This is a genomic window from Streptomyces rimosus subsp. rimosus (genome assembly GCF_000720725.1).
GTDB lineage: Bacteria > Actinomycetota > Actinomycetes > Streptomycetales > Streptomycetaceae > Streptomyces > Streptomyces rimosus_A.
In genome coordinates this window covers 1-18,301 of record NZ_JOCQ01000086.1, presented here as the reverse complement: position 1 = coordinate 18,301, position 18,301 = coordinate 1, and the positions used below count along the sequence as shown (strand labels likewise).

The 18,301-nt window shown below is 73.2% G+C and carries 17 protein-coding genes; 6 read left to right on the top strand and 11 right to left on the bottom strand.

Annotated elements, in window-relative coordinates:
- Positions 1–161: 161 nt before the first annotated feature.
- The 3 genes from IH45_RS0132300 to IH45_RS0132290 all read left to right on the top strand — a co-directional run bounded on the left by IH45_RS0132300 (position 162) and on the right by IH45_RS0132290 (position 3,112).
- Positions 162–845 (top strand): hypothetical protein, encoded by a 684-nt coding sequence (locus tag IH45_RS0132300; protein ID WP_030676752.1) that lies wholly within the window; start codon positions 162–164, stop codon positions 843–845.
- A gap of 249 nt (positions 846–1,094) precedes the next feature.
- Positions 1,095–2,309, top strand: coding sequence for an RICIN domain-containing protein (locus tag IH45_RS1000000145540; protein WP_050515333.1), 1,215 nt, complete (start codon positions 1,095–1,097; stop codon positions 2,307–2,309).
- A 68-nt stretch (positions 2,310–2,377) separates the two neighbouring features.
- Complete coding sequence (locus IH45_RS0132290; RefSeq protein ID WP_030676750.1) at positions 2,378–3,112, top strand: leucine-rich repeat domain-containing protein; 735 nt, start codon at positions 2,378–2,380, stop codon at positions 3,110–3,112.
- A 46-nt stretch (positions 3,113–3,158) separates the two neighbouring features.
- Here the strand turns inward: IH45_RS0132290 and IH45_RS0132285 are convergent, their stop codons facing one another.
- The 5 genes from IH45_RS0132285 to IH45_RS0132265 form a co-directional block, all read right to left on the bottom strand.
- On the bottom strand, positions 3,159–3,398 hold the full coding sequence (locus IH45_RS0132285; protein ID WP_030676748.1) for a DUF397 domain-containing protein: 240 nt from the start codon (positions 3,396–3,398) through the stop codon (positions 3,159–3,161).
- Between the two features lie 246 nt (positions 3,399–3,644).
- Positions 3,645–4,829: a thiolase domain-containing protein gene (locus tag IH45_RS0132280; RefSeq protein WP_030676745.1), complete on the bottom strand. Its 1,185-nt coding sequence runs from the start codon at positions 4,827–4,829 to the stop codon at positions 3,645–3,647.
- Positions 4,826–5,929: a thiolase domain-containing protein gene (locus tag IH45_RS0132275; protein ID WP_050515332.1), complete on the bottom strand. Its 1,104-nt coding sequence runs from the start codon at positions 5,927–5,929 to the stop codon at positions 4,826–4,828. The genes IH45_RS0132280 and IH45_RS0132275 overlap by 4 nt, the downstream gene beginning before the upstream one ends.
- Positions 5,929–6,891: an OB-fold nucleic acid binding domain-containing protein gene (locus tag IH45_RS0132270; RefSeq protein ID WP_030676740.1), complete on the bottom strand. Its 963-nt coding sequence runs from the start codon at positions 6,889–6,891 to the stop codon at positions 5,929–5,931. The genes IH45_RS0132275 and IH45_RS0132270 overlap by 1 nt, the downstream gene beginning before the upstream one ends.
- Positions 6,892–6,986: 95 nt before the next feature.
- Positions 6,987–7,787 carry a crotonase/enoyl-CoA hydratase family protein gene (locus IH45_RS0132265; RefSeq protein WP_030676737.1) on the bottom strand — a complete coding sequence of 267 codons (801 nt, stop codon included), beginning with the start codon at positions 7,785–7,787 and terminating at the stop codon, positions 6,987–6,989.
- A 216-nt stretch (positions 7,788–8,003) separates the two neighbouring features.
- Between IH45_RS0132265 and IH45_RS0132260 the strand changes: the two genes are divergently transcribed.
- A complete protein-coding gene (locus tag IH45_RS0132260; protein WP_030676734.1) occupies positions 8,004–9,638 on the top strand; it encodes an acyl-CoA synthetase in 1,635 nt (544 codons plus the stop codon).
- A gap of 376 nt (positions 9,639–10,014) precedes the next feature.
- Entirely contained in the window at positions 10,015–11,274 is a 1,260-nt protein-coding gene (locus tag IH45_RS0132255; RefSeq protein ID WP_050515331.1) for a cytochrome P450 family protein, read from the top strand.
- Here IH45_RS0132255 and IH45_RS0132250 read toward each other — a convergent pair.
- The 6 genes from IH45_RS0132250 to IH45_RS0132225 form a co-directional block, all read right to left on the bottom strand.
- Positions 11,269–11,889: a chorismate mutase gene (locus tag IH45_RS0132250; RefSeq protein ID WP_030676728.1), complete on the bottom strand. Its 621-nt coding sequence runs from the start codon at positions 11,887–11,889 to the stop codon at positions 11,269–11,271. The two genes, IH45_RS0132255 and IH45_RS0132250, sit on opposite strands and share 6 nt — an antisense overlap.
- A gap of 97 nt (positions 11,890–11,986) precedes the next feature.
- Positions 11,987–13,645, bottom strand: coding sequence for an adenosine deaminase family protein (locus tag IH45_RS0132245; protein WP_030676725.1), 1,659 nt, complete (start codon positions 13,643–13,645; stop codon positions 11,987–11,989).
- A gap of 139 nt (positions 13,646–13,784) precedes the next feature.
- Complete coding sequence (locus tag IH45_RS0132240; RefSeq protein ID WP_030676723.1) at positions 13,785–14,228, bottom strand: hypothetical protein; 444 nt, start codon at positions 14,226–14,228, stop codon at positions 13,785–13,787.
- Between the two features lie 167 nt (positions 14,229–14,395).
- Positions 14,396–15,469, bottom strand: coding sequence for an RNA polymerase subunit sigma-70 (locus tag IH45_RS0132235; protein WP_234440760.1), 1,074 nt, complete (start codon positions 15,467–15,469; stop codon positions 14,396–14,398).
- Between the two features lie 145 nt (positions 15,470–15,614).
- Positions 15,615–15,857, bottom strand: a complete 243-nt coding sequence (locus IH45_RS0132230) for a hypothetical protein (protein ID WP_030676714.1) — start codon at positions 15,855–15,857, stop codon at positions 15,615–15,617.
- Between the two features lie 143 nt (positions 15,858–16,000).
- Positions 16,001–16,699, bottom strand: a complete 699-nt coding sequence (locus IH45_RS0132225) for an alpha/beta fold hydrolase (protein WP_030676711.1) — start codon at positions 16,697–16,699, stop codon at positions 16,001–16,003.
- 119 nt (positions 16,700–16,818) lie between these two features.
- Between IH45_RS0132225 and IH45_RS0132220 the strand changes: the two genes are divergently transcribed.
- Positions 16,819–18,180, top strand: a complete 1,362-nt coding sequence (locus tag IH45_RS0132220; RefSeq protein ID WP_234440759.1) for an AMP-binding protein — start codon at positions 16,819–16,821, stop codon at positions 18,178–18,180.
- The last annotated feature ends 121 nt before the right edge of the window (positions 18,181–18,301 follow it).

Genomic DNA, 18,301 nt, shown 5'->3' with positions numbered 1-18,301 from the left:
CGGCCCCGCCGGGGCATCCACCGAATGCGCCCGGCTGTCCGGAGGAATTTCTTCAGCAGAAACGTTGCTTGAGCTTGCCGAGCGTATCCGGGAATTCCATTGTTCGTTGATGGAGGTGATGAGGCTCTGCGTCCGTGCCCCCGACGAAGGAGTGAGAAGCGATGGCCGTGAGCTGGGCGAAAAGGATCGCCGTCACGGAGCCCGCCCCGAAACCCGTCCGCTATGCCCGCTATCTGGCGCCCCACTGGCAGGGGCTGCTCCGGGTGGACAGCGAGAACGGTATCGGCATCGTTCCGGCGGTGGCGTTCTTCAGTGTGCTCGCGGCGGTCCTCTTCGGCGCGGGCGGCGCGGCCGTGGCGCTGCTGGTCGGCGCGGCCGTGGAACGCGACCACATGGCGCGCACCTGGGTGACGTTCGATCTCGTGGCGGCCATCGCGCTGTCCCTCTCGTACTGGCTCGTCGGCCGGTACGGTCTGCGGTTCTACGACACCGACCCGGCCACCAACGACCTGTGGCGGAGCATCACCGTCGCCAACACGGCCTGGCGTTCGCTGCCCCGCGCGCACCGCACGGCCCAGAAGCCCCGGCTGCGCGCCGTGAACACCGCCGCCCGCATCCTGCTGGCCGACCCGGCGGACACCCGCACCCACCAGATGCTCCACGCGCACGCGGACGTCCTGCGGCACCTGGCGACCACCGTTCTGGCGGATCCCCAGCAGGGCCGGCCCGAGGAGCCCGCCGCCGCGTACGCGACCCGTGCCGCCGACGCGGGGCTCCGCGCCGAGCACGGCGTCCCGCTGTCGACCTCGCTGGAGCGGGCGCCGACCATCCCCAATCAGTCATGAGGCAGGGCGTGCCGCGCGGGTGACGGCCGCCGTCGCGGCGTGCTGTTCCGGTCGTTGCTGATGCGCGCGGCCGGTCCGGCGGAGGGCGCCCGCCGGGGATCATGCCTTGTGGGCGGTACGGACGCGGGCCGGGACCGGGACCTGACCTTGGCCGGGTCTGGTGGCCGTACCGTCGCGCCCGCGGGAACGGGCTCATAGGGTGAGAACGCCGGAATCGGAAATTCTTCCGACCGTTCCCAGGAGGTCCCCGTGAGCGTCAGCGCCAAGGGCACGTACCTGATCAAGAACGTGAACAGCGGTCTGTATCTGACCGTCAAGGGCCACGCCAAACAGTCCCCCGCGGACCTCGTCCAGGACCGGCTCCAGGACTGGCCGCAGCGGGCCGCCCAGGCGTGGCGGCTGGAGTCCGCGCCGGGCGGCGAGCGCACCTTCCGTATCCAGAACCAGCACAGCGGCGGGTACCTCCAGGTCCGCAGGTGGAGCAAGGACAAGGGCGCGCACCTGGTCCAGGAGCACCTGGAGGAGAACACCCCGGCGTACCGGAGCCAGTCGTGGCAGCTCACCGACGAGGATCCGTACCGCATCGCCAACCTGCACAGCGGTCTGTGGGTGAACGTCCGGGACCACTCCGCCGCCACGGGCGCGGTGATCGAGCAGTCGACGGAGAGCACGGGCGCCTACCGGGGTGCCGAGCAGTGGACCTTCGAGCCGGTCGAGCCGCGCGGCAGCGACCCGGTCTTCGACGCGCTGTCCGGGCTCCTGGTGGAGCCGGGCGGCGGCATCGTCTCCACGGTCACCCATGTCTTCAAGGCATCGCTGGAGGCCGCCGGCGGGGTCTTCGGCACGTTCGCCAAGTACGTGCCGGGCGACACCACGCCGTTCGTACGGTTCGAGGGCTTCCGCGGCGACGAGGTCATCCGGTTCTCCTCGCGCAACCGCGTCGAGGAGGGGCCGCGCAAGATCAGTACGCAGTTCCCGCACCTGCCCAAGGAGTTCCACGGCGGCTTCGACTTCGTCACCCGGGCCCCGCGCCACCGCGACCACACGTACCTGGGCGTGAAGGGCGATCTGACCATCGCCTTCTCCGACAAGGGCAACGGCGGCATCGACCGCAGCGAGGAGTACTTCCCGTCCCGGGAGCTGGAGCCGTACGGCCGGGTCCTGGAGGCGGCGCCCGCCCGCCCCGACGACTCGCAGTACCTGCTGTTCTGCGAACAGGCCACGGTGCTGATCGACGGCCGGTTCCGCGCGCCGGACCTCCGCGAGGTGCAGCCGATGCCGCTGGGCCAGCTGCCCAAGGGCTGGGAGCGCCCGGACGCGGTCGCCTCCGCGACGGTGGGCGACGAGGTCCACTTCTTCGCCACCAAGGGCACCGAGTACACCGTCTTCACCCTGCGCGACCTCGTCCAGGGGCCCGCGCCGGTGCTGAACGCCTATCCGTTCCTGCTGGGGCTGTGGGCGTAACGGGGCCGCACACGGCCGGGTGGCCGGCGGCCGTCTCCGCCGGCCACCCGGCGCCGTAACCTGCGTCCATGACCTCCGCCACCAGTCCCCACGTGCTCGATCTCTGGAAGGCCGGACTGCGTTCGGTGCCCGCCGGGACATGGGCGCGGACCGGGCTGCGGGTGCTGATCCTCGCCGACAACGAGCTGACCTCCGTACCGCCCGCCATCGGCCGCCTGCGGGAGCTGCACACGCTCGACCTCGGCCACAACGCCCTGACGCGGATCCCCGAACAGATCGGAGACCTCACCGGACTCACCCGCTGCCTCTACCTGCACGACAACCGCCTCACCGGGCTCCCCGCCACCCTCGGCGGACTCGGCCGCCTCGGCTACCTCAACGTCGGCGGAAATCCGCTCGGCCGGCTGCCCGATTCCCTCGGCGACATGGCCGGGCTGCACGAACTCCGCGCCCAGCACGCCGCCCTGACGGAACTGCCCGCCTCCCTCGGCCGCCTCGCGAAGCTGCGCGAGCTGTGGCTGCGCGGCAACCAGCTGTCCGGCCTCCCCGCCACCGCAAGCGGCCTCTACGCGCTGCGCGAGCTGGAACTGCGGGAGAACGCCCTGTCCGAGGTGCCGGACGCGCTGCGCGGACTCCCCCTGCTGCGCCGGCTCGACCTGCGCGGCAACAGACTGCGCGACGTACCGCACTGGCTGGCCGACCTGCCGAGCCTGGAGAAGCTGGACCTGCGCTGGAACACCGTGGACCACGACGCCGCGCCGCTGCGCGCGCTGCGGGAACGCGGCTGCGTCGTCCTGGCGTGAGGATTCCTGACCCCAGGCCCCGGCCTACGCGCGACCTCACACGACCTCAGGTGAGATCGAACTCCCCGTCGCGCGCGCCGAGAACGAACCCGCGCCACTCGGCGGGCGTGAAGACCAGCGCGGGCACCTCCGGCGTACGCCGGTTGCGCATGGCGATCCAGCCCTCGACGAAGGCGACCTGAACATCGCCCATCCCCTGACTGCTCGACTGCCACGCAGCGCCGGCCAGGTCCAGCTCCGGCCCGGCCCCGTCCGTGAGCCGCCGTTCGGTGATGCCCTCGGTCACGTCACTGCTCCTTCCGGTCGTTGTGGCCCTTGTGGCCCTTCCGATTTCCCCCGGTTCGGCGTCGCGGTCAGCCTAGTCATCGGGGCGGGGGGCGGACAGGGTGCGTGACTGGGGGGGGAGGCGCCTGCTCAGCGCAGTGCCGCAGCAGTGAGAGCGCGGCGGTGGCGAGCCCGGGGCCGGATTCGCGGGCGCGACTTCACCGCCGTACCCGCGCGCACGCGGGTCGACTTGTCGGCCAGAGCCCTCTCAGGCACCAGGCGCGTCGGCGCCCACCACCCACATCGAGAAGAACTGCGAGCCGCCCCCGTACGCGTGCCCCAGCGCCCGGCGCGCGCCGGGGACCTGGTGTTCTCCGGCCTGGCCGCGGACCTGGAGGGCAGCTTCGGCGAAGCGGATCATGCCGGAGGCGCCGATGGGGTTGGCGGACAGTACCCCGCCGGAGGGGTTGACAGGCAGGTCGCCGTCGAGTTCGGTCACCCCGGACTCGGTGAGCTTCCAGCCCTCGCCCGGCGCGGCGAAGCCCAGGTTCTCCAGCCACATCGGCTCGTACCAGCTGAAGGGCACGTACATCTCGACCGCGTCGATCTCGCGGCGCGGGTCGGTGATCCCGGCCTGCCGGTAGACCGCCGCGGCGCAGTCCTTGCCCGCCTGCGGGGAGACGAAGTCCTTGCCCGCGAAGAGGGTCGGTTCGCTGCGCATCGCCCCGCCGTGCACCCAGGCGGCGGGCCGGGGAGCCCGGCGCGCGCCCGCTCGGTCGGTGAGCACCATGGCGCAGGCGCCGTCGGAGGACGGGCAGGTCTCGGAGTAGCGGACGGGGTCCCAGAGCATGGGGGACGCCTGGACCTTCTCCAGGGTGAGGTCGTGCTCGTGGAGGTGGGCATACGGGTTCTTCAGCGCGTTGCGGCGGTCCTTGTACGCGACGAGGGAGCCGACCGTGGCGGGCGCGCCCGTACGGCGCATGTAGGCGCGTACGTGCGGGGCGAAGAAGCCGCCTGCCCCGGCCAGCAGCGGCTGCTGGAACGGTACCGGCAGCGACAGGCCCCACATCGCGTTGGACTCGGACTGCTTCTCGAAGGCGAGGGTCAGGACGGTGCGGTGCACCCGGGCGGCGACGAGGTCGGCCGCGACCAGGGCGGTGGAGCCGCCGACCGAGCCGGCGGTGTGCACCCGCAGCAGCGGTTTGCCGACCGCGCCGAGCGCGTCGGCGAGGTACAGCTCGGGCATCATCACGCCCTCGAAGAAGTCGGGGGCCTTTCCGATGACCACGGCGTCGATGTCCTGCCACGTCAACTCGGCGTCCTGCAACGCCCGTTGGGCGGCTTCGCGGACGAGTCCGGCGATGGAGACGTCGCGGCGGGCGGCGACATGCCGGGTCTGGCCGATACCGACGATGGCGACGGGTTCCTTCGTCGTTCCCGCGGCGCTGCTCATCGCGGCTCCCCTTCCAGTACGGCGACCAGGTTCTGCTGGAGGCAGGGCCCCGACGTGGCGTGGGCCAGCGCCCGCCGGGAGTCCCCGCGCCCGATGCGCTGCGCGGCCTCGCCGATCCGGATCAGCCCGGTGGCCATCATGGGGTTGGCGGCGAGCGCACCGCCGGACGGGTTGATCCGTACCGCGTCGTCCAGCCGCAGCGCCCTGCGGAGGATCACCTCCTGGGAACTGAACGGCGCGTGCAGTTCGGCGGTGTCCACCGGCCGTTCGCAGGCTCCGGCGCGTTCCGCGGCCAGCCGGGCGGACGGCGAGTCGGTGAGGTCCCGTACGCCGAGGCCGTGGGCCTCGGTGCGGTGGTCCATGCCGCGGATCCAGGCGGGCCGGTCGCACAGCCGCCGCGCGGTGTCCCCGGCCGCGAGGACCACGGCGGCGGCGCCGTCGGTGACGGGCGGGCAATCGCCGGTGTGCAGTGGCCGGACGGCGTACGGGCCGTGCGGCACGGGGCCCGTGAGCTGAGCGTGCGGGTTGGCCGCCGCGTCGGCGCGGCTGCGTGCCGCGACCCCCGCCAGCGCCGCTTCGTCGGTGGCACCGGCGTCGATGAGGGCCTGGGCCTGAAGGGCGGCCAGGGCGACGGAGTCGGGCCACAGAGGCGCGACGTAGTACGGGTCCAGCTGGCGGGTGAGCACGTCGCGCACCTCGCCGGACGAGGACTTGCCGTACGCGTACACGAGCGCGGTCTCGGCATCGCCGGTCAGCAGCTTGACCCAGGCCTCGTACAGCGCCCAGGCGCCGTCCGTCTCGACGTGCGACTCGGCGATGGGCGGCCAGGCGCCGACGCTGTCCAGCGCCATGGTGAAGGAGAAGGCCCGCCCGGCGAGGTAGTCCGACGACCCGGAGCAGGTGAAGTCGATCTCTCCGGCCCGCAGCCCGGCCTGGCCGAGGACGTCCTGGAGGACCGGCAGCAGCAGCTCGGCCTCGGAGACCTCGGCGGAGTCGCGGGTGTGGTCGCTCTGCGCGAAGGCGACGACGGCGATCTCGCGCGCGGGAGGTGTGTCCGGGACCTGTGGTGTTCCGGCGGCGGGGCCGGGGGTCGCGGACATCAGACCAGCCCCTTGTAGCTGTCGTAGTCGGCGTCGGGTTCGCCGGTGGGCCGGTAGTGGTCCGGGAAGCGGCTGCCGTCGCGCCACACCGGCCGCACGCGCAGGCCCATCCGGACCTGGTCGTACGGAATGCCGCCGATGCGCGCGTGCAGGGCCAGGTCCGCGCCGTCCAGGGCGATGTGCGCGTACACGTACGGCACCTCGATGTCGAGGTTCTTCGCCTTGATGTTGACGATGCAGAAGGTGGTGACCGTCCCGTCGGGGCCGACCTCGACCTGGTCGCGGGTGGCCACGCCGCAGGTGGGGCAGGCGCCGCGGGGTGGTACGTAGACCTTGCGGCAGGACGGGCACCGCTCGCCGACCGTGCGGCGCTCGGCCAGGGCGGCGAGGTAGCGGGACTGGGCGCGGCCGGGCGCGTAGGTGTAGTCGAGGCGGGCGGGGGTGGTGATGCCGGTGACGGGGTCGGCGAACTCTCCGGTGTGGGGTACTGGTTCGCTCGCCTCCCCGCCCTCGTACGGCTCGAAGCACGCGATGTCCGTGATGGCGCCCGTACGCTCCCGGGCCCACCGGACCCGTACCCGCATCCCGGCGCGCACCGCGTCCGGCCCGGCCGCGTCCAGGACGTGCAGCAGCGCCGTGTCCGCGCCGTCGAGGCGGACCAGCACCCAGGCGAACGGCGTGTCCAGCGGCTGGTCGCGGCGCGGGGCAGGGTTCCAGGCCCAGGTGGTGACGGTGCCGGTGGTGCCGACCTCGGCGAGGTCGCGTATCTCCTCGGCGGTGACCGGGTCGTACTCGACGGGCGGCACCAGCACCCGCCCGTCCGCGGTCCGGACGCCGAGGACGGTCCGCTCGCGCAGCCCGGTGAGGAAGGCGCTCTGCACGGGCCCGAGCGACCGGGTGAAGGGGAACTCCACGACGAGGGGCGCCGAGAGCGCTTCGGGGGTGCCGGAGGTGGGTGTCAAGAGGAGCTCCTCGCTTCCGTACGGGGTCGGATGCGGACGCGGCAGGTGGTCCGGGAGCGGCAGGGGCATGCCGCAGCAGCCGGCCGCCGCACAGGTCACGCGCGCCGGAAGACGGGCGGCCGTTTCTCGGCGAAGGCCCGGGAGCCCTCCTTCGCGTCGGCCGTGGCGAAGACCGGCCAGCCGCGTTCCAATTCGGCCTTCAGCCCGTCCTCCTCGGTCATCCCGGCGGTCTCGTAGACGGACGCCTTGACCGCCTCGACGGCGAGCGGTCCGCACGCGTTGATGCGCCCGGCGATCTCCAGCGCCGTGCCGAGCGCGTCGCCGTCCGGCACGACGTGGCCGATCAGGCCGATGCGGGCGGCCTCCTCGGCGGTGTACGGGCGTCCGGTGAGCAGCATTTCCAGGGCGTGGGTGCGCGGGATCTGGCGTGGGAGGCGGACCGTCGAGCCGCCGATGGGGAACAGCCCGCGCCGCACCTCGAACAGCCCGAACGTGGCGCCGCACCCGGCCACCCGGATGTCGGTGCCCTGGAGGATCTCCGTACCACCGGCGACACAGGCGCCTTCGACGGCGGCGATCACGGGTTTGCGCGGGCGGTGGTGGCGCAGCATGGCCTTCCAGTGGAGGTCCGGGTCGGCTGCCAGGCGGTCGCGGTACGGCTCGCCGTCCATGCCGCGGCCCGCCAGCGCCTTGAGGTCCATGCCGGAGCAGAAGGCGCCGCCCGCGCCGGTGAGCACGATCGAACGTACGCCGTCGTCCTCGTCGGCGGCGGTCCAGCCGTCGTACAGGCCCACCAGCATCGGCAGCGACAGCGCGTTCTTCGCCTCCGGCCGGTTGAGGGTGAGCACCAGGGTCGCGCCGTCGCGCGTCACCGTCAGATGTTCGGTCCCGCCCATGCGTCCTCCCGTCCGTACGGTCGCGTACCGGACCCGTCCGCCGCCGTCCGGCCGGAGCCGGTCCGCGGCGGAACGTAGAACAGGTTGCAGGAGCCCGGGGCCGACTTCAAGAGTTTCCTGACAGTCAGTCAGTTTCCGTTGCTCCGCCCCTTCCCCCGTGTGCCGCGCGGCGCTCTAATGACCGCGGACCGACGCCGCCGCCCGCCTGGAGGAGACGTGGAATACAACCTCGCCGATCTGTTCGAGTCGGTCGTCGACACGGTTCCCGGCCGGGAGGCACTGGTCCACCTGGATCATCCGGGTACGGGCGCGGAGCGCCGGCTGACGTACGCGGAGCTGGACCGCGCGGCCAACCGGCTCGCCCACCACCTGCGCGACCACGGCGTCACCCCGGGCTCGCACGTCGGCCTGCACCTCTACAACGGCGTCGAATACGTCCAGGCCCTCTACGCCTGCCTGAAGATCCGCGCAGTTCCCGTGAACGTCAACTACCGCTATGTGGAGGACGAGTTGGCGTACCTCTACCGGGACGCCGATCTGGTCGCGCTGGTCTTCGACGCCGAGTTCACCGGCCGGGTCGCCGCCGTTCTGCCGCGCACGGAGCGGCTGCGCCATCTCGTACGGGTGGGCACGCCGCCGCCCGGCGCACCGGAACCCGCCATCGCGCCGGTTCCGTTCGCGCAGGCCGAGGCGTCCGGCTCGCCCGACCGGGACTTCGCGCCGCGCTCCGGCGGCGACCGGCTCGTCATCTACACCGGCGGCACCACCGGCATGCCGAAGGGCGTGATGTGGCGGCACGAGGACATCTTCTTCTCCGGCATGGGCGGCGGCGCGCCCACCGGCGAGCCGGTACGGCGCCCCGAAGAGCTGGCCGAACGCGTCGCCGCGGGCGGGGAGGGCCTGGTCTTCTTCCCCACTCCCCCGCTGATGCACGGCACCTCCACCCTCACCGCGTTCATCGCCTTCCACTTCGGCCAGAAGGTGGTCCTGCACCGCAAGTACGTGCCGGAGGAGGTGCTGCGCACCATCGAGCGCGAGAAGGTGACCAGTGTCTCGCTGGTGGGCGACGCGATGCTGCGCCCGCTCACGGACGCGCTGGCGGGCCCGCTGAAGGGCACCGACTGCTCCTCGCTGTTCAGCGTCAGCAGCTCCGGGGCGATCCTCTCGGAGACCGTACGGGCCCAGTTCGCCGCGCTGGTGCCGGGTGCCCTGCTGCTCAACAACTTCGGCTCGTCGGAGTCGGGCTTCAACGGCACCGCCACCGAGGACTCCGGGCCGGACCGGGGCTTCCGGTTGCGCGTCAACGCGCACACGGCTGTGGTCGACCCGGCGTCCCCGGCGCACGCCCCGGTGGCGGCCGGCGAGGTGGGGCGGCTGGCGTTGCGCGGACACGTACCGCTGGGCTACTACAACGACCCGCGCAAGACCGCCGAGACGTTCTTCGAGGCGGACGGCGAGCGGTGGGTGCTGCTCGGCGACATGGCCACCGTCGACGAGGCGGGCATCGTCACCGTCCTCGGGCGCGGCTCGCAGTGCATCAACTCCGGCGGCGAGAAGGTCTACCCGGAGGAGGTCGAGCAGGCGCTGAAGGCCCATCCGGACGTGTACGACGCGCTGGTGGCCGGTGTGCCGGACGCGCGCTGGGGCAGCCGCGTCGCCGCGGTCGTACAGCTGCGGAAGGGGGCCGGGCCGCTGGGCCCGGAGGCGGTGCGGGAGCACTGCCGGGCGCGGCTGGCCGGCTACAAGGTGCCCCGTTCGATCGTCTTCACCGACCGCATCCGGCGCTCCCCGAGCGGCAAGGCGGACTACCGGTGGGCGAAGGCGGTGGCGTCCGGTGCGGGCGCCCCATGAAGCCCGTCGTCTCGGCACAGGCCCGGTGAGCCCGTCGCTCCCCGGCACGGACCGGGCTCCGGCCGCCGCCCCGACGGCGGCCGGAGCCCCTGACCGGCAGGCTCATCCGGTACGGCGGTGGAGATGGCGCGGCCCACACACCCGGGAACGGGTGTGCGCCGCGCCGGGCCGGGGTATGACGGAGAGTTTCTTGGCCATGAGGAGTTCTCCTGGATGGGAAGAAGGGGACACCCGCACGGTTGCCCACACCCCGCGGCGGGTCGACAACCGGTCCCCCGGCTTCACCCGCTTGGCACACGCCGCGCCGCCCGAATGCAGCAAGCCGGGGGCGGTGCGGAGGGTGGGAAGACGCCCCGCGGCGGCTCTACGCTGGGGCATGGACTTCGACGGCGTGGAGCCCGGTGACGCCCGTCCCGGTGGGTACGACTCGCGGGTGCGGCTCGATCCCGGGGCGCGCGATCCCCGCTCCCGCCCGGACCCGCTGTGCGCGGCGGGGCCGGTGGTGCCCGTCCTGCTGCCGGGCGGTGTGACGGCCTGGCTGGTGACCCGGCATCAGGCCGGTAAGGCGGTGCTGGCGGACAGCCGCTTCGTCAAGGACATCGGGGCCTGGCGTGCCTGGCGCAGCGGCGAGGTCCCGCGCTCCTGGCCGCTGGCGCCGCTGCTGACCGTCGCGAACATGACCACCGCGACGGCGGGCGACCACACCCGGCTGCGCGCGCCGCTGGCCCGCGCCTTCACCACGCGCCGCGTGGCGCGGCTCCGGCCGCGTGTCGAGGAGCTGACCGGGGAACTGCTGGACGGCCTCGCCGCCGGCCGTCCGGCGGACCCGGTCGAGCTGCGCGCCCGCTTCGCCCACCCGCTGCCGATACGGGTCATCTGCGAGCTGTTCGGCGTGTCCGACGACCGCCGCCCCCGGCTGCGATCGCTGTGCCAGGCCCTGTTCGGCGCCCCGGCGGGGCCTGCCGAGGCCCTGGCCACCCACCGCGAGCTGCGCGCCGCGCTCGCCGCCCTGCTCCGCGCCAAGCACGACCACCCCGGGGACGACCTGACGAGCGCGCTGGTGGCCCCCGGCCAGGAGCTCAGCGGGACCGAGCTCGTCGACACGCTCCTGCTGATGATCGTCGCGGGCCATGAGACCACGGTGAACCTGCTGGTCAACGCCGTGTACGCGCTGCTGGCCCACCCTGGTCAGCTCGCCCTCGTACGCGCTGGGCAGGTGCCCTGGAGCGCGGTGGTCGAGGAGACGCTGCGCTGGGAATCGCCGGTCGCCAACTTCCCGTTCCGCTACGCGCTGTGCGATGTGGACATGGCCGGCCGGACCATCCGCGCGGGCGACGCGGTGATGCTGTCGTACACCGCGTTCGGCCGCGATCCGCGGCAGCACGGGCCTGGGGCGGACCGTTTCGACATCACCCGGCCGCCCGCCCGCCACCTTGCCTTCGGGCACGGAATCCACCACTGCCTCGGTGCCCCGCTCGCCCGTCTGGAGGCGGCCGTCGCCCTGCCCGCGCTCTTCGACCGCTTCCCCGGCCTCGCCCTGCACGACCCCGGTCAGCCGCCGCTCCGCCGCCCGTCCATGATCTTCAACGGCCTACGGGACCTGCCGGTCGTCCTCGGCCCGCCCGGGGACTCATGACGCCCGGCCTGCCTCCTCGGCACCGCACACCGACCGTACGGAACGGGCCAGCGCCACCGTGTGCAGGGCGTCGAGGGCCCGCTCATGACGTACGTCCGCGGCGGCGCCCACGAGGGAACGGAGGCAGCGCGGCGACGTACGGGCCGCGCCGGAGGCGGCGATCGCCCGTACCAGCGCGCCGTTGACACGGTTGATCTCCGCACGCACCTCGCCGAGATCCGGCCGCCGGGTGGGTGCCTGCGCCGGGTCGGCGGCCCAGCGGCGGTGCAGCCCGCGCTGCACGGTCTTGTTCGCCTCGATCTGGTCCCGGAAGATCCGCGCGGTCCGCCGCGGATCGGTACCCAGTGCGGCGGCCTGCCGCGCCACGGCGTCCAGCACCTGCCGCTCGCGCACCGGGTCGTCGACCGGGCTGCCGGTCCCCCACTTCGCGGCGGCCACCAGGTCGGCGGTGGCGAGGCGTTGGGCGGACAGGTCGGCCAGGGGGCGCAGGGCGTGCGCCTCGCTGTGCGCCGCCGACGGGGCCGCGCCGGCCGTCGGGGCGGCGGTGAGGAGGACGGTTGCGGCGGCGCCCGTGGTGAGCAGCCGGCGCAGGGAGGTACGTATCTTCCGTGCCACGGTCGGGCCTTCCGTTACCGGGAGTTGACCGGGCAATCCTATGAGGGAACGTGGCCGGGGTGGGTGCGCGCACCCGCCCCGGCCGTGTAAAGCGCCCTCAGCGCCGCGCCGTCAGGATGCGGTGCTCGAAGCGGGCGAAGGCGGCCTCCTGCTTCCATTCGAGGGCGGCCTTGAGGTTCTTGGCGAGGAACCGCTTGCAGGCCGTCTGCGGCGGTCCGGCTCCGGGGCGGTTCTTACGGCAAGGTGCCGAAAGCTCGTAGCCGCGCGCCCCGTTGCCCCGATCGGCCCACAAGCCGCGGCCCGGCAGGAAAGCGTGCTCCAGCGAGGCGCGGGCCAGGTCCTTCAGCTCGCGGTACCGCAGGCCGTAAGTGGTGGCCGCGAAGCGGTACTCGCTGCTGATGTCGCTGCGCGAGATCCCCGGGTCGTCCGTGGCGAGCACGACCGGCACCCCGAAGTGCCGGTAGAGCGGGAACGGGTGGTCGGCGCCGGTGACGCCGAGGATCTGCCGGTTGCTCGTGAACGGCACCTCCACGGCGATGTTGCGCCGGGCCATGGTGCGCAGCAGCCCGGCCGCGTTGTCCTCGTGGGCCACGTCGACACCGTGCCCGATGCGCTCCGCGTGCCCGGTCCGCACCGCCTCGTTGATGTGGAAGCGCAGGTCCTCGGGCTTGACCAGGCCGGGGGCGAGTTCCCCGGCGTGCAGGGTGAGGTGGGCGCGCGGATAGACGCGGTGCAGGTGATCCAGCATCCGCATGTGGAGGCGGTAGTCGCGCAGCGCGGTCGCCCCGTACTCCGGCTGTACGAGGTTGACCGCCACGTACCGGTGGTCGCGTTCGGCGAGGCGCATGCCGAGGGCCAGCTGCGTGAAGACGCGCGCGGGTGTGCTGCCGCGCATCACCTCGTAGATGTACCGGACGGTCATCCGGCAGCCGGGTCCCGGGCTGCGGGTGCCGCAGCCCGCCGCCTTGCGGAACTCCGCGGTGCTCCTGTCGGTCTCCCGTCCCGCCTCGCGCACGAGCTCGTCCAGCTTGCCGCCGGCCAGCAGGAGTCGGTGCATCCGGCCCGGGTCCGCGTGGTGGCCGATCCGGTCGGCGAGCTTCTTGGCGCCGGACGAGGCGGGCGTCAGCATCGTCTCCAGGTGGAACTGGTTCTGCCGGGCCGCCGTGGTGGCCACGTCGGCCAGCAGTGCGCCCTTGTGGCGCCGCTCGACCTCCTCGAACTTCCCGAAGGTGGCGAAGAAGTGATCGTGCCCGGACTCGCCGGACGCGGACGAGAAGTCCTGCATCGACCAGGCCCGCAGGATGCGCTGGTGGAAAGCGCGGTCGGTGCGCGCCTGCACGGCCGGCCGGGTACCGGGCCCGCACGGGGCGGGGCGGGCGGTCATCGTCTTCGTCCCGATGCACAGTCCGTCGTTCCCGGCCAGCTTGATCAGCAGCTCGGTCGAGGCCGCGCCGGAGAGGTGGTTGTGCAGGTCGCCGCCCTTGGGCAGGCCGCGGAAGAAGGCGCGCAGCGCGGCGGGCCGGTCCCTGATCGCGGTGAGGTGGGCGTCGATCCGGCGCTCGGTGCCGGTGGGGGCGGCGGCCCCGCGCGGCAGGTCCGGGACCGAGGCGTACGCGTCCGGAGCGGCCGTACCCGGGCCGCGCGGGGCCGCGAGCGCGGGGGACGGCAGCAGCGGCAGTACGGCCAGCAGGCCCGTACCCACGACGAGCGGGACGGGCCGGCGGCGCCTTCGGCGAGGGCGTGGGGTGATGATCACGCGCTCATCCTGGCCGCCTCGGCGGCCCCGATGGCAACGGCGGGCGGGCCTGCGCCTCTCTGGGTGAACGGAAATCCGCCAATCCGCGGGTGATCGCGGGGCCGGGGGCCGGCCGCGGCGGCCGGCCCCCGGCTGCCGGTCACCCCACCCTGGTCATCGCGGAGTCGTAGCCTCCGCCGCCCGGGTAGACCCACGCTCCGGTGAGGCGGTTCCCGTCCGCGGCGAAGGTGCCCCGGAAGTACGCGGGTGAGCCCTTCTCGCCGCCCCAGATGGTCAGGGTGTCGCCTTCGATCTCGTACACATAGTCGAACGTCTGGCCCTGGCTCCCGTAGAAACGGGACGTGATCTCGTCCCCCGGGGTTTCCGCCCCGAAGGGATGCTCGCGGCCGATCACCTCCATGCCGGTGACCGGCCGCCCGTGCTGCGTCAGGTCCACGTCCTGCACCAGGAAGTGACCGCCGTCCAGCCACCGGTAGGTGACGGTGCCCTCCGTACCGCCCTCGACCTGCCAACGGCCCACCAGCCGGTCCAGCGCCTTGACCTGCTCGTCCGGTCCCACACCCTGCTCCGTCAGCTCCGTCATGCCGTTTCCGCCTCTCCGTCCGCGCCTGTCGCGCCACCGCAGCGCGCCGTGGCCGGGTACGTACGGGCTTCGCGCCCTGCCCGCCACGGCGCCTTACGCACATACGACCGGCGGTCCCGCGAAAAGGAATCGGCGCGCGAAGGTGACGTGGGCCACTTAGCGGCGGATCATCCGTGAACGTCGTCGGGCGCCACGGCGTCCGGGAGTCCGAGGGCCGGCAGCAGGTCCGGCGCGAAGGTGGTGATCTCCGCGATCCGGCCGTCCTCGACGCGCAGCACGTCGATGTTGACCGGGGTGTACGCCGGCGCCCCGGGCGTCCGCGCGTAGTTCACCACGGCCGGCTGCCGGTTGACCGCGACCGGCACGGCGTACCAGTCGCCCCACACCTGATCGCCCTCCAGAGCCGCACGCCACATGGCGATGATGGCCGTACGCCCGTCGAACACCAGGTGGGCGGGCGGCATGGTCTGCCGGGCGTCCTCGCGCAGCAGGGCGGTCAGAGCGTCGATGTCGGCGGCCCGGGAAGCCGCGACGAACCGCTGGAGGAGCGCGCGTTCGGCCTCGCTGGGGCCGGTGGCTCCCCGGCCCCAGTCGGCGCGCCGCTCGGGCAGCCGCTCGCGCAGCGTGGCGCGGGCGCGCTGCAGCGCGCTCTTGACCGCGGCGGTGCTCAGGCCGAGTGCCCCGGCCGTTTCCGCGGCGGGCAGGCCCACCACATCGCGCAGGATCAGCACGGCCCGCTGCCGGGGCGGCAGGTGCTGGATCGCCGCCAGGAAGGCCAGTTCGATGGTTTCCCTGGCGATCGCCGCGGCTTCCGGGCCGCCGTCGGCCGGTGCGGCCAGGTCCAGCAGGGCGTCCGGGTACGGCTGGAGCCAGGTGACCTCGGCCGGTGCGGAGCGCGTCGCCGTGCCCGTACCGTCGACCGCCACCGCGATCTCCCGGGAGCGGGCGGGACTGGCCAGCGCGTCCAGGCAGGCGTTGGTGGCGATCCGGTACAGCCATGCCCGGAACGTCGCCCGCCCCTCGAAGCCCCGCCGCCGGTGCCAGGCCCGCAGCAGCGCCTCCTGCACCAGGTCCTCGGCGTCGGTGAAGGAGCCGAGCATGCGGTAGCAGTGCACCCGCAGTTCATGCCGGTAGCGCTCGGCGAGCCGCGCGAACGCCTCCTCGTCCCCGTCCCGGACCGCGGCCTCCGCCTGCGCGTCCACCCCGTGCGGCGCAGCGCCCGCACGCCCTCTCGTCCCCACGGCCGTCCCCTTCCCCTCCCCGGCACCGTGCGCGCACCGCCGTCCGCCCGGCGGGGTTACGGCCGGGCGGACGGCGGCGGCAGTGACACCTGGGAGTATGCAGGGTCGCCGGGAGCGGGACGGGGCGGGGGCGGAGGGGGGCCGGTCAGTTCCGGTCCGACACGCTGTTGACGCCCACGTTGGCGTTCTTGGGGAGGCCGTCGAGCGGGAAGAGGAAGCCGTCCTTCGAGGGGAGTTGGACCTGCCCGTGGCTGCCGGCGGCGGGGCGGTCGCCCGGCTCGTCGTCCGAGTCGGCGTGGGCCACGGCGGGCAGGACAGCGCCGGACAGGGCCAGGGCGGCGAGGAGACCGAGCGCCGCCCGCGCGGTCGTACGAAGCGATGTACGCATGGTGATCCTTTCGGAGGTTGCGGTCAGCGCACCACGGAAGGACGGCACCGCTCCGCCATTGGGCCGGCCGTGGGCGCGCCCGGCACCCGTACGACGGGACGTCGCACCCCGGGCCGCCCCGAACCGCCCCGGCCCGCCGCGTCTCAGGGCCCCGGGACCAGGAACGTCCGTACCGCGTCCAGGAACTCCAGCGGGCGCTCCTCGTGGACGAGGTGTCCTGCGCCCTCGACCGTGACGAGGCGGCAGTCCGGGATGCGCTCGGCCATGTCGTGGAGGTGCTGTTGCGGAATGTGGCTCGTGGGGCCACCCGCGATCACCAGGGTCGGTGCGGTGATCTTCGCCAGGGCGTCCCACCAGACCGGGTCCGGCGCGTTGCGCAGCGCCACCACGGCGACCTTGGCCTGCCAGTCGAACCCCAGCAGCCCCGGCGGCGGCTCGGGCACCTCCTGCGGCGGATCGCCCGGCCGGGGCGGCGCCGCCTCCTCCACCACCAGCCGTTCCACCAGCTCGGGCCGGGCGGCGGCCAGCAGCAGCGCGACCATGGCGCCGAGCGAGTGGCCGATGAGCGCGACGGGCCCCAGACGCAGCTCCTGCAGGAACCCGGCCACATCGTCACACCAGCGCTCGAAGCCGTACTCCCCCGGCCGGTCGCTGGCACCGTGCCCGCGCAGATCCAGCGCGTACACCCGGTGGGTGGTGGCGAGCTGGCCGACCACACCGCGCCAGTCCTCACCGTCCTCGCCGAGGCAGTGCAGCAGCACCGCCGGGGGCGCGTCCGCGTCACCCCAGCACCGGTACGCCAAACGGACGTCGCCGACCTGCACCTTCTGAACGTCACTCATGCGCTCGAAGCTACCCGCGCGGCACCGTGTCACGCCCCTTGACGCGTTCGCCGCCCGCTGATTACTTGGACCGCACTCAGCAACCGAATGATCGGTCGGGATACGGAACGGTGACGGACATGCCGGATGCGGACAACAGGGGTGAGCGGCGGGAGACGGGGGCCGGGACGGGGAGGGGGGCGAAGGCCGGTGCGGGCCCGGCCGGGTCCCGTACGGGGGCGGCCGACGCCGGTGCGGGCCCGGCCGGCGCCCGTACGGAACCGTTCGACGCGGTGCGGCGGCTGTCCACCGAGGAGTTGCGGGACCGGCAACTGGAACGGCTGCGCGCCTCGTTGCGGCATGCCTACGAGAACGTCCCGTTCTACCGGCAGTCCTTCGACCGGGCCGGCGTCCACCCCGAGGACTGCCGGTCGCTCGGCGACCTCACGCGTTTCCCGTTCACCGTGAAGGACGACCTGCGGGCCAACTACCCCTTCGGCAGGTTCGCCGTCCCCCAGGACGCCGTGCGCCGCATCCACGCCTCCAGCGGTACGACCGGCCGCCCCACGGTCGTCGGCTACACCGAGCACGACCTGTCCGTCTGGGCCGAGGTCGTGGCCCGTTCGATCCACGCGGCCGGCGGCCGGCCCGGCCACAAGGTGCACATCGCGTACGGCTACGGCCTGTTCACCGGCGGCCTCGGCGCGCACTACGGCGCCGAACGCCTCGGCTGTACGGTCGTCCCGGCCTCCGGCGGCATGACCGCCCGGCAGGTGCAGATCATCCGCGACTTCCGGCCCGAGATCATCATGGTGACGCCGTCCTACATGCTCACCCTCCTCGACGAGTTCGAGCGCCAGGGCGTCGACCCGCGCACCACCTCCCTCCAGGCCGGGATATTCGGCGCGGAGCCGTGGACGGAGGAGATGCGCCGGGAGATCGAGGAGCGCTTCGCCATCGACGCGGTGGACATCTACGGCCTCTCGGAGGTCATGGGTCCCGGAGTCGCCCAGGAGTGCGTGGAGACCAAGGACGGGCTGCACATCTGGGAGGACCACTTCTACCCGGAGGTGGTCGACCCGATCACCGGCGAACCGCTGCCGGACGGCGAGCACGGCGAACTGGTCTTCACCTCGCTGACCAAGGACGCCCGCCCCGCCTTCCGCCGCATGGAGAAGGTCACCGGCCGCTGCGACGACATGATCATCCTGCGCGGTGTGAACCTCTTCCCCGCCCAGGTCGAGGAGATCGTGCTGCGCACCCCGGGCGTCGCACCCCACTTCCAGCTGCGTCTGACCCGCGAGGGCCGGATGGACCACCTGACCGTACGGGCGGAAGCGCGCCCGGACGCCACCCCCGAGGCACGCACGGCCGCCGTCGGCCACATCGCCCGCGGCATCAAGGACGGCATCGGCGTCTCCGTAGCCGTGGAAATCGTCGACCCGGAAACCCTGGAACGCTCCGTCGGCAAGCTGAAGCGCATCATCGACATGCGGCCCTGATACGGGGCGTCAGGGGCCGAGGCGCCCGCCCCGCCTTCCGCCGCATGGAGAAGGTCACCGGCCGCTGCGACGACATGATCATCCTGCGCGGTGTGAACCTCTTCCCCGCCCAGGTCGAGGA

Coding starts and splice junctions, on each gene's coding strand:
- IH45_RS0132300 (WP_030676752.1), top strand. CDS start 162: ATGGCCGTGAGCTGGGCGAAAAGGATCGCCGTCACGGAGCCCGCCCCG.
- IH45_RS0132290 (WP_030676750.1), top strand. CDS start 2,378: ATGACCTCCGCCACCAGTCCCCACGTGCTCGATCTCTGGAAGGCCGGA.
- IH45_RS0132280 (WP_030676745.1), bottom strand. CDS start 4,829: ATGAGCAGCGCCGCGGGAACGACGAAGGAACCCGTCGCCATCGTCGGT.
- IH45_RS0132275 (WP_050515332.1), bottom strand. CDS start 5,929: ATGTCCGCGACCCCCGGCCCCGCCGCCGGAACACCACAGGTCCCGGAC.
- IH45_RS0132265 (WP_030676737.1), bottom strand. CDS start 7,787: ATGGGCGGGACCGAACATCTGACGGTGACGCGCGACGGCGCGACCCTG.
- IH45_RS0132255 (WP_050515331.1), top strand. CDS start 10,015: ATGGACTTCGACGGCGTGGAGCCCGGTGACGCCCGTCCCGGTGGGTAC.
- IH45_RS0132240 (WP_030676723.1), bottom strand. CDS start 14,228: ATGACGGAGCTGACGGAGCAGGGTGTGGGACCGGACGAGCAGGTCAAG.
- IH45_RS0132230 (WP_030676714.1), bottom strand. CDS start 15,857: ATGCGTACATCGCTTCGTACGACCGCGCGGGCGGCGCTCGGTCTCCTC.
- IH45_RS0132225 (WP_030676711.1), bottom strand. CDS start 16,699: ATGAGTGACGTTCAGAAGGTGCAGGTCGGCGACGTCCGTTTGGCGTAC.
- IH45_RS0132220 (WP_234440759.1), top strand. CDS start 16,819: ATGCCGGATGCGGACAACAGGGGTGAGCGGCGGGAGACGGGGGCCGGG.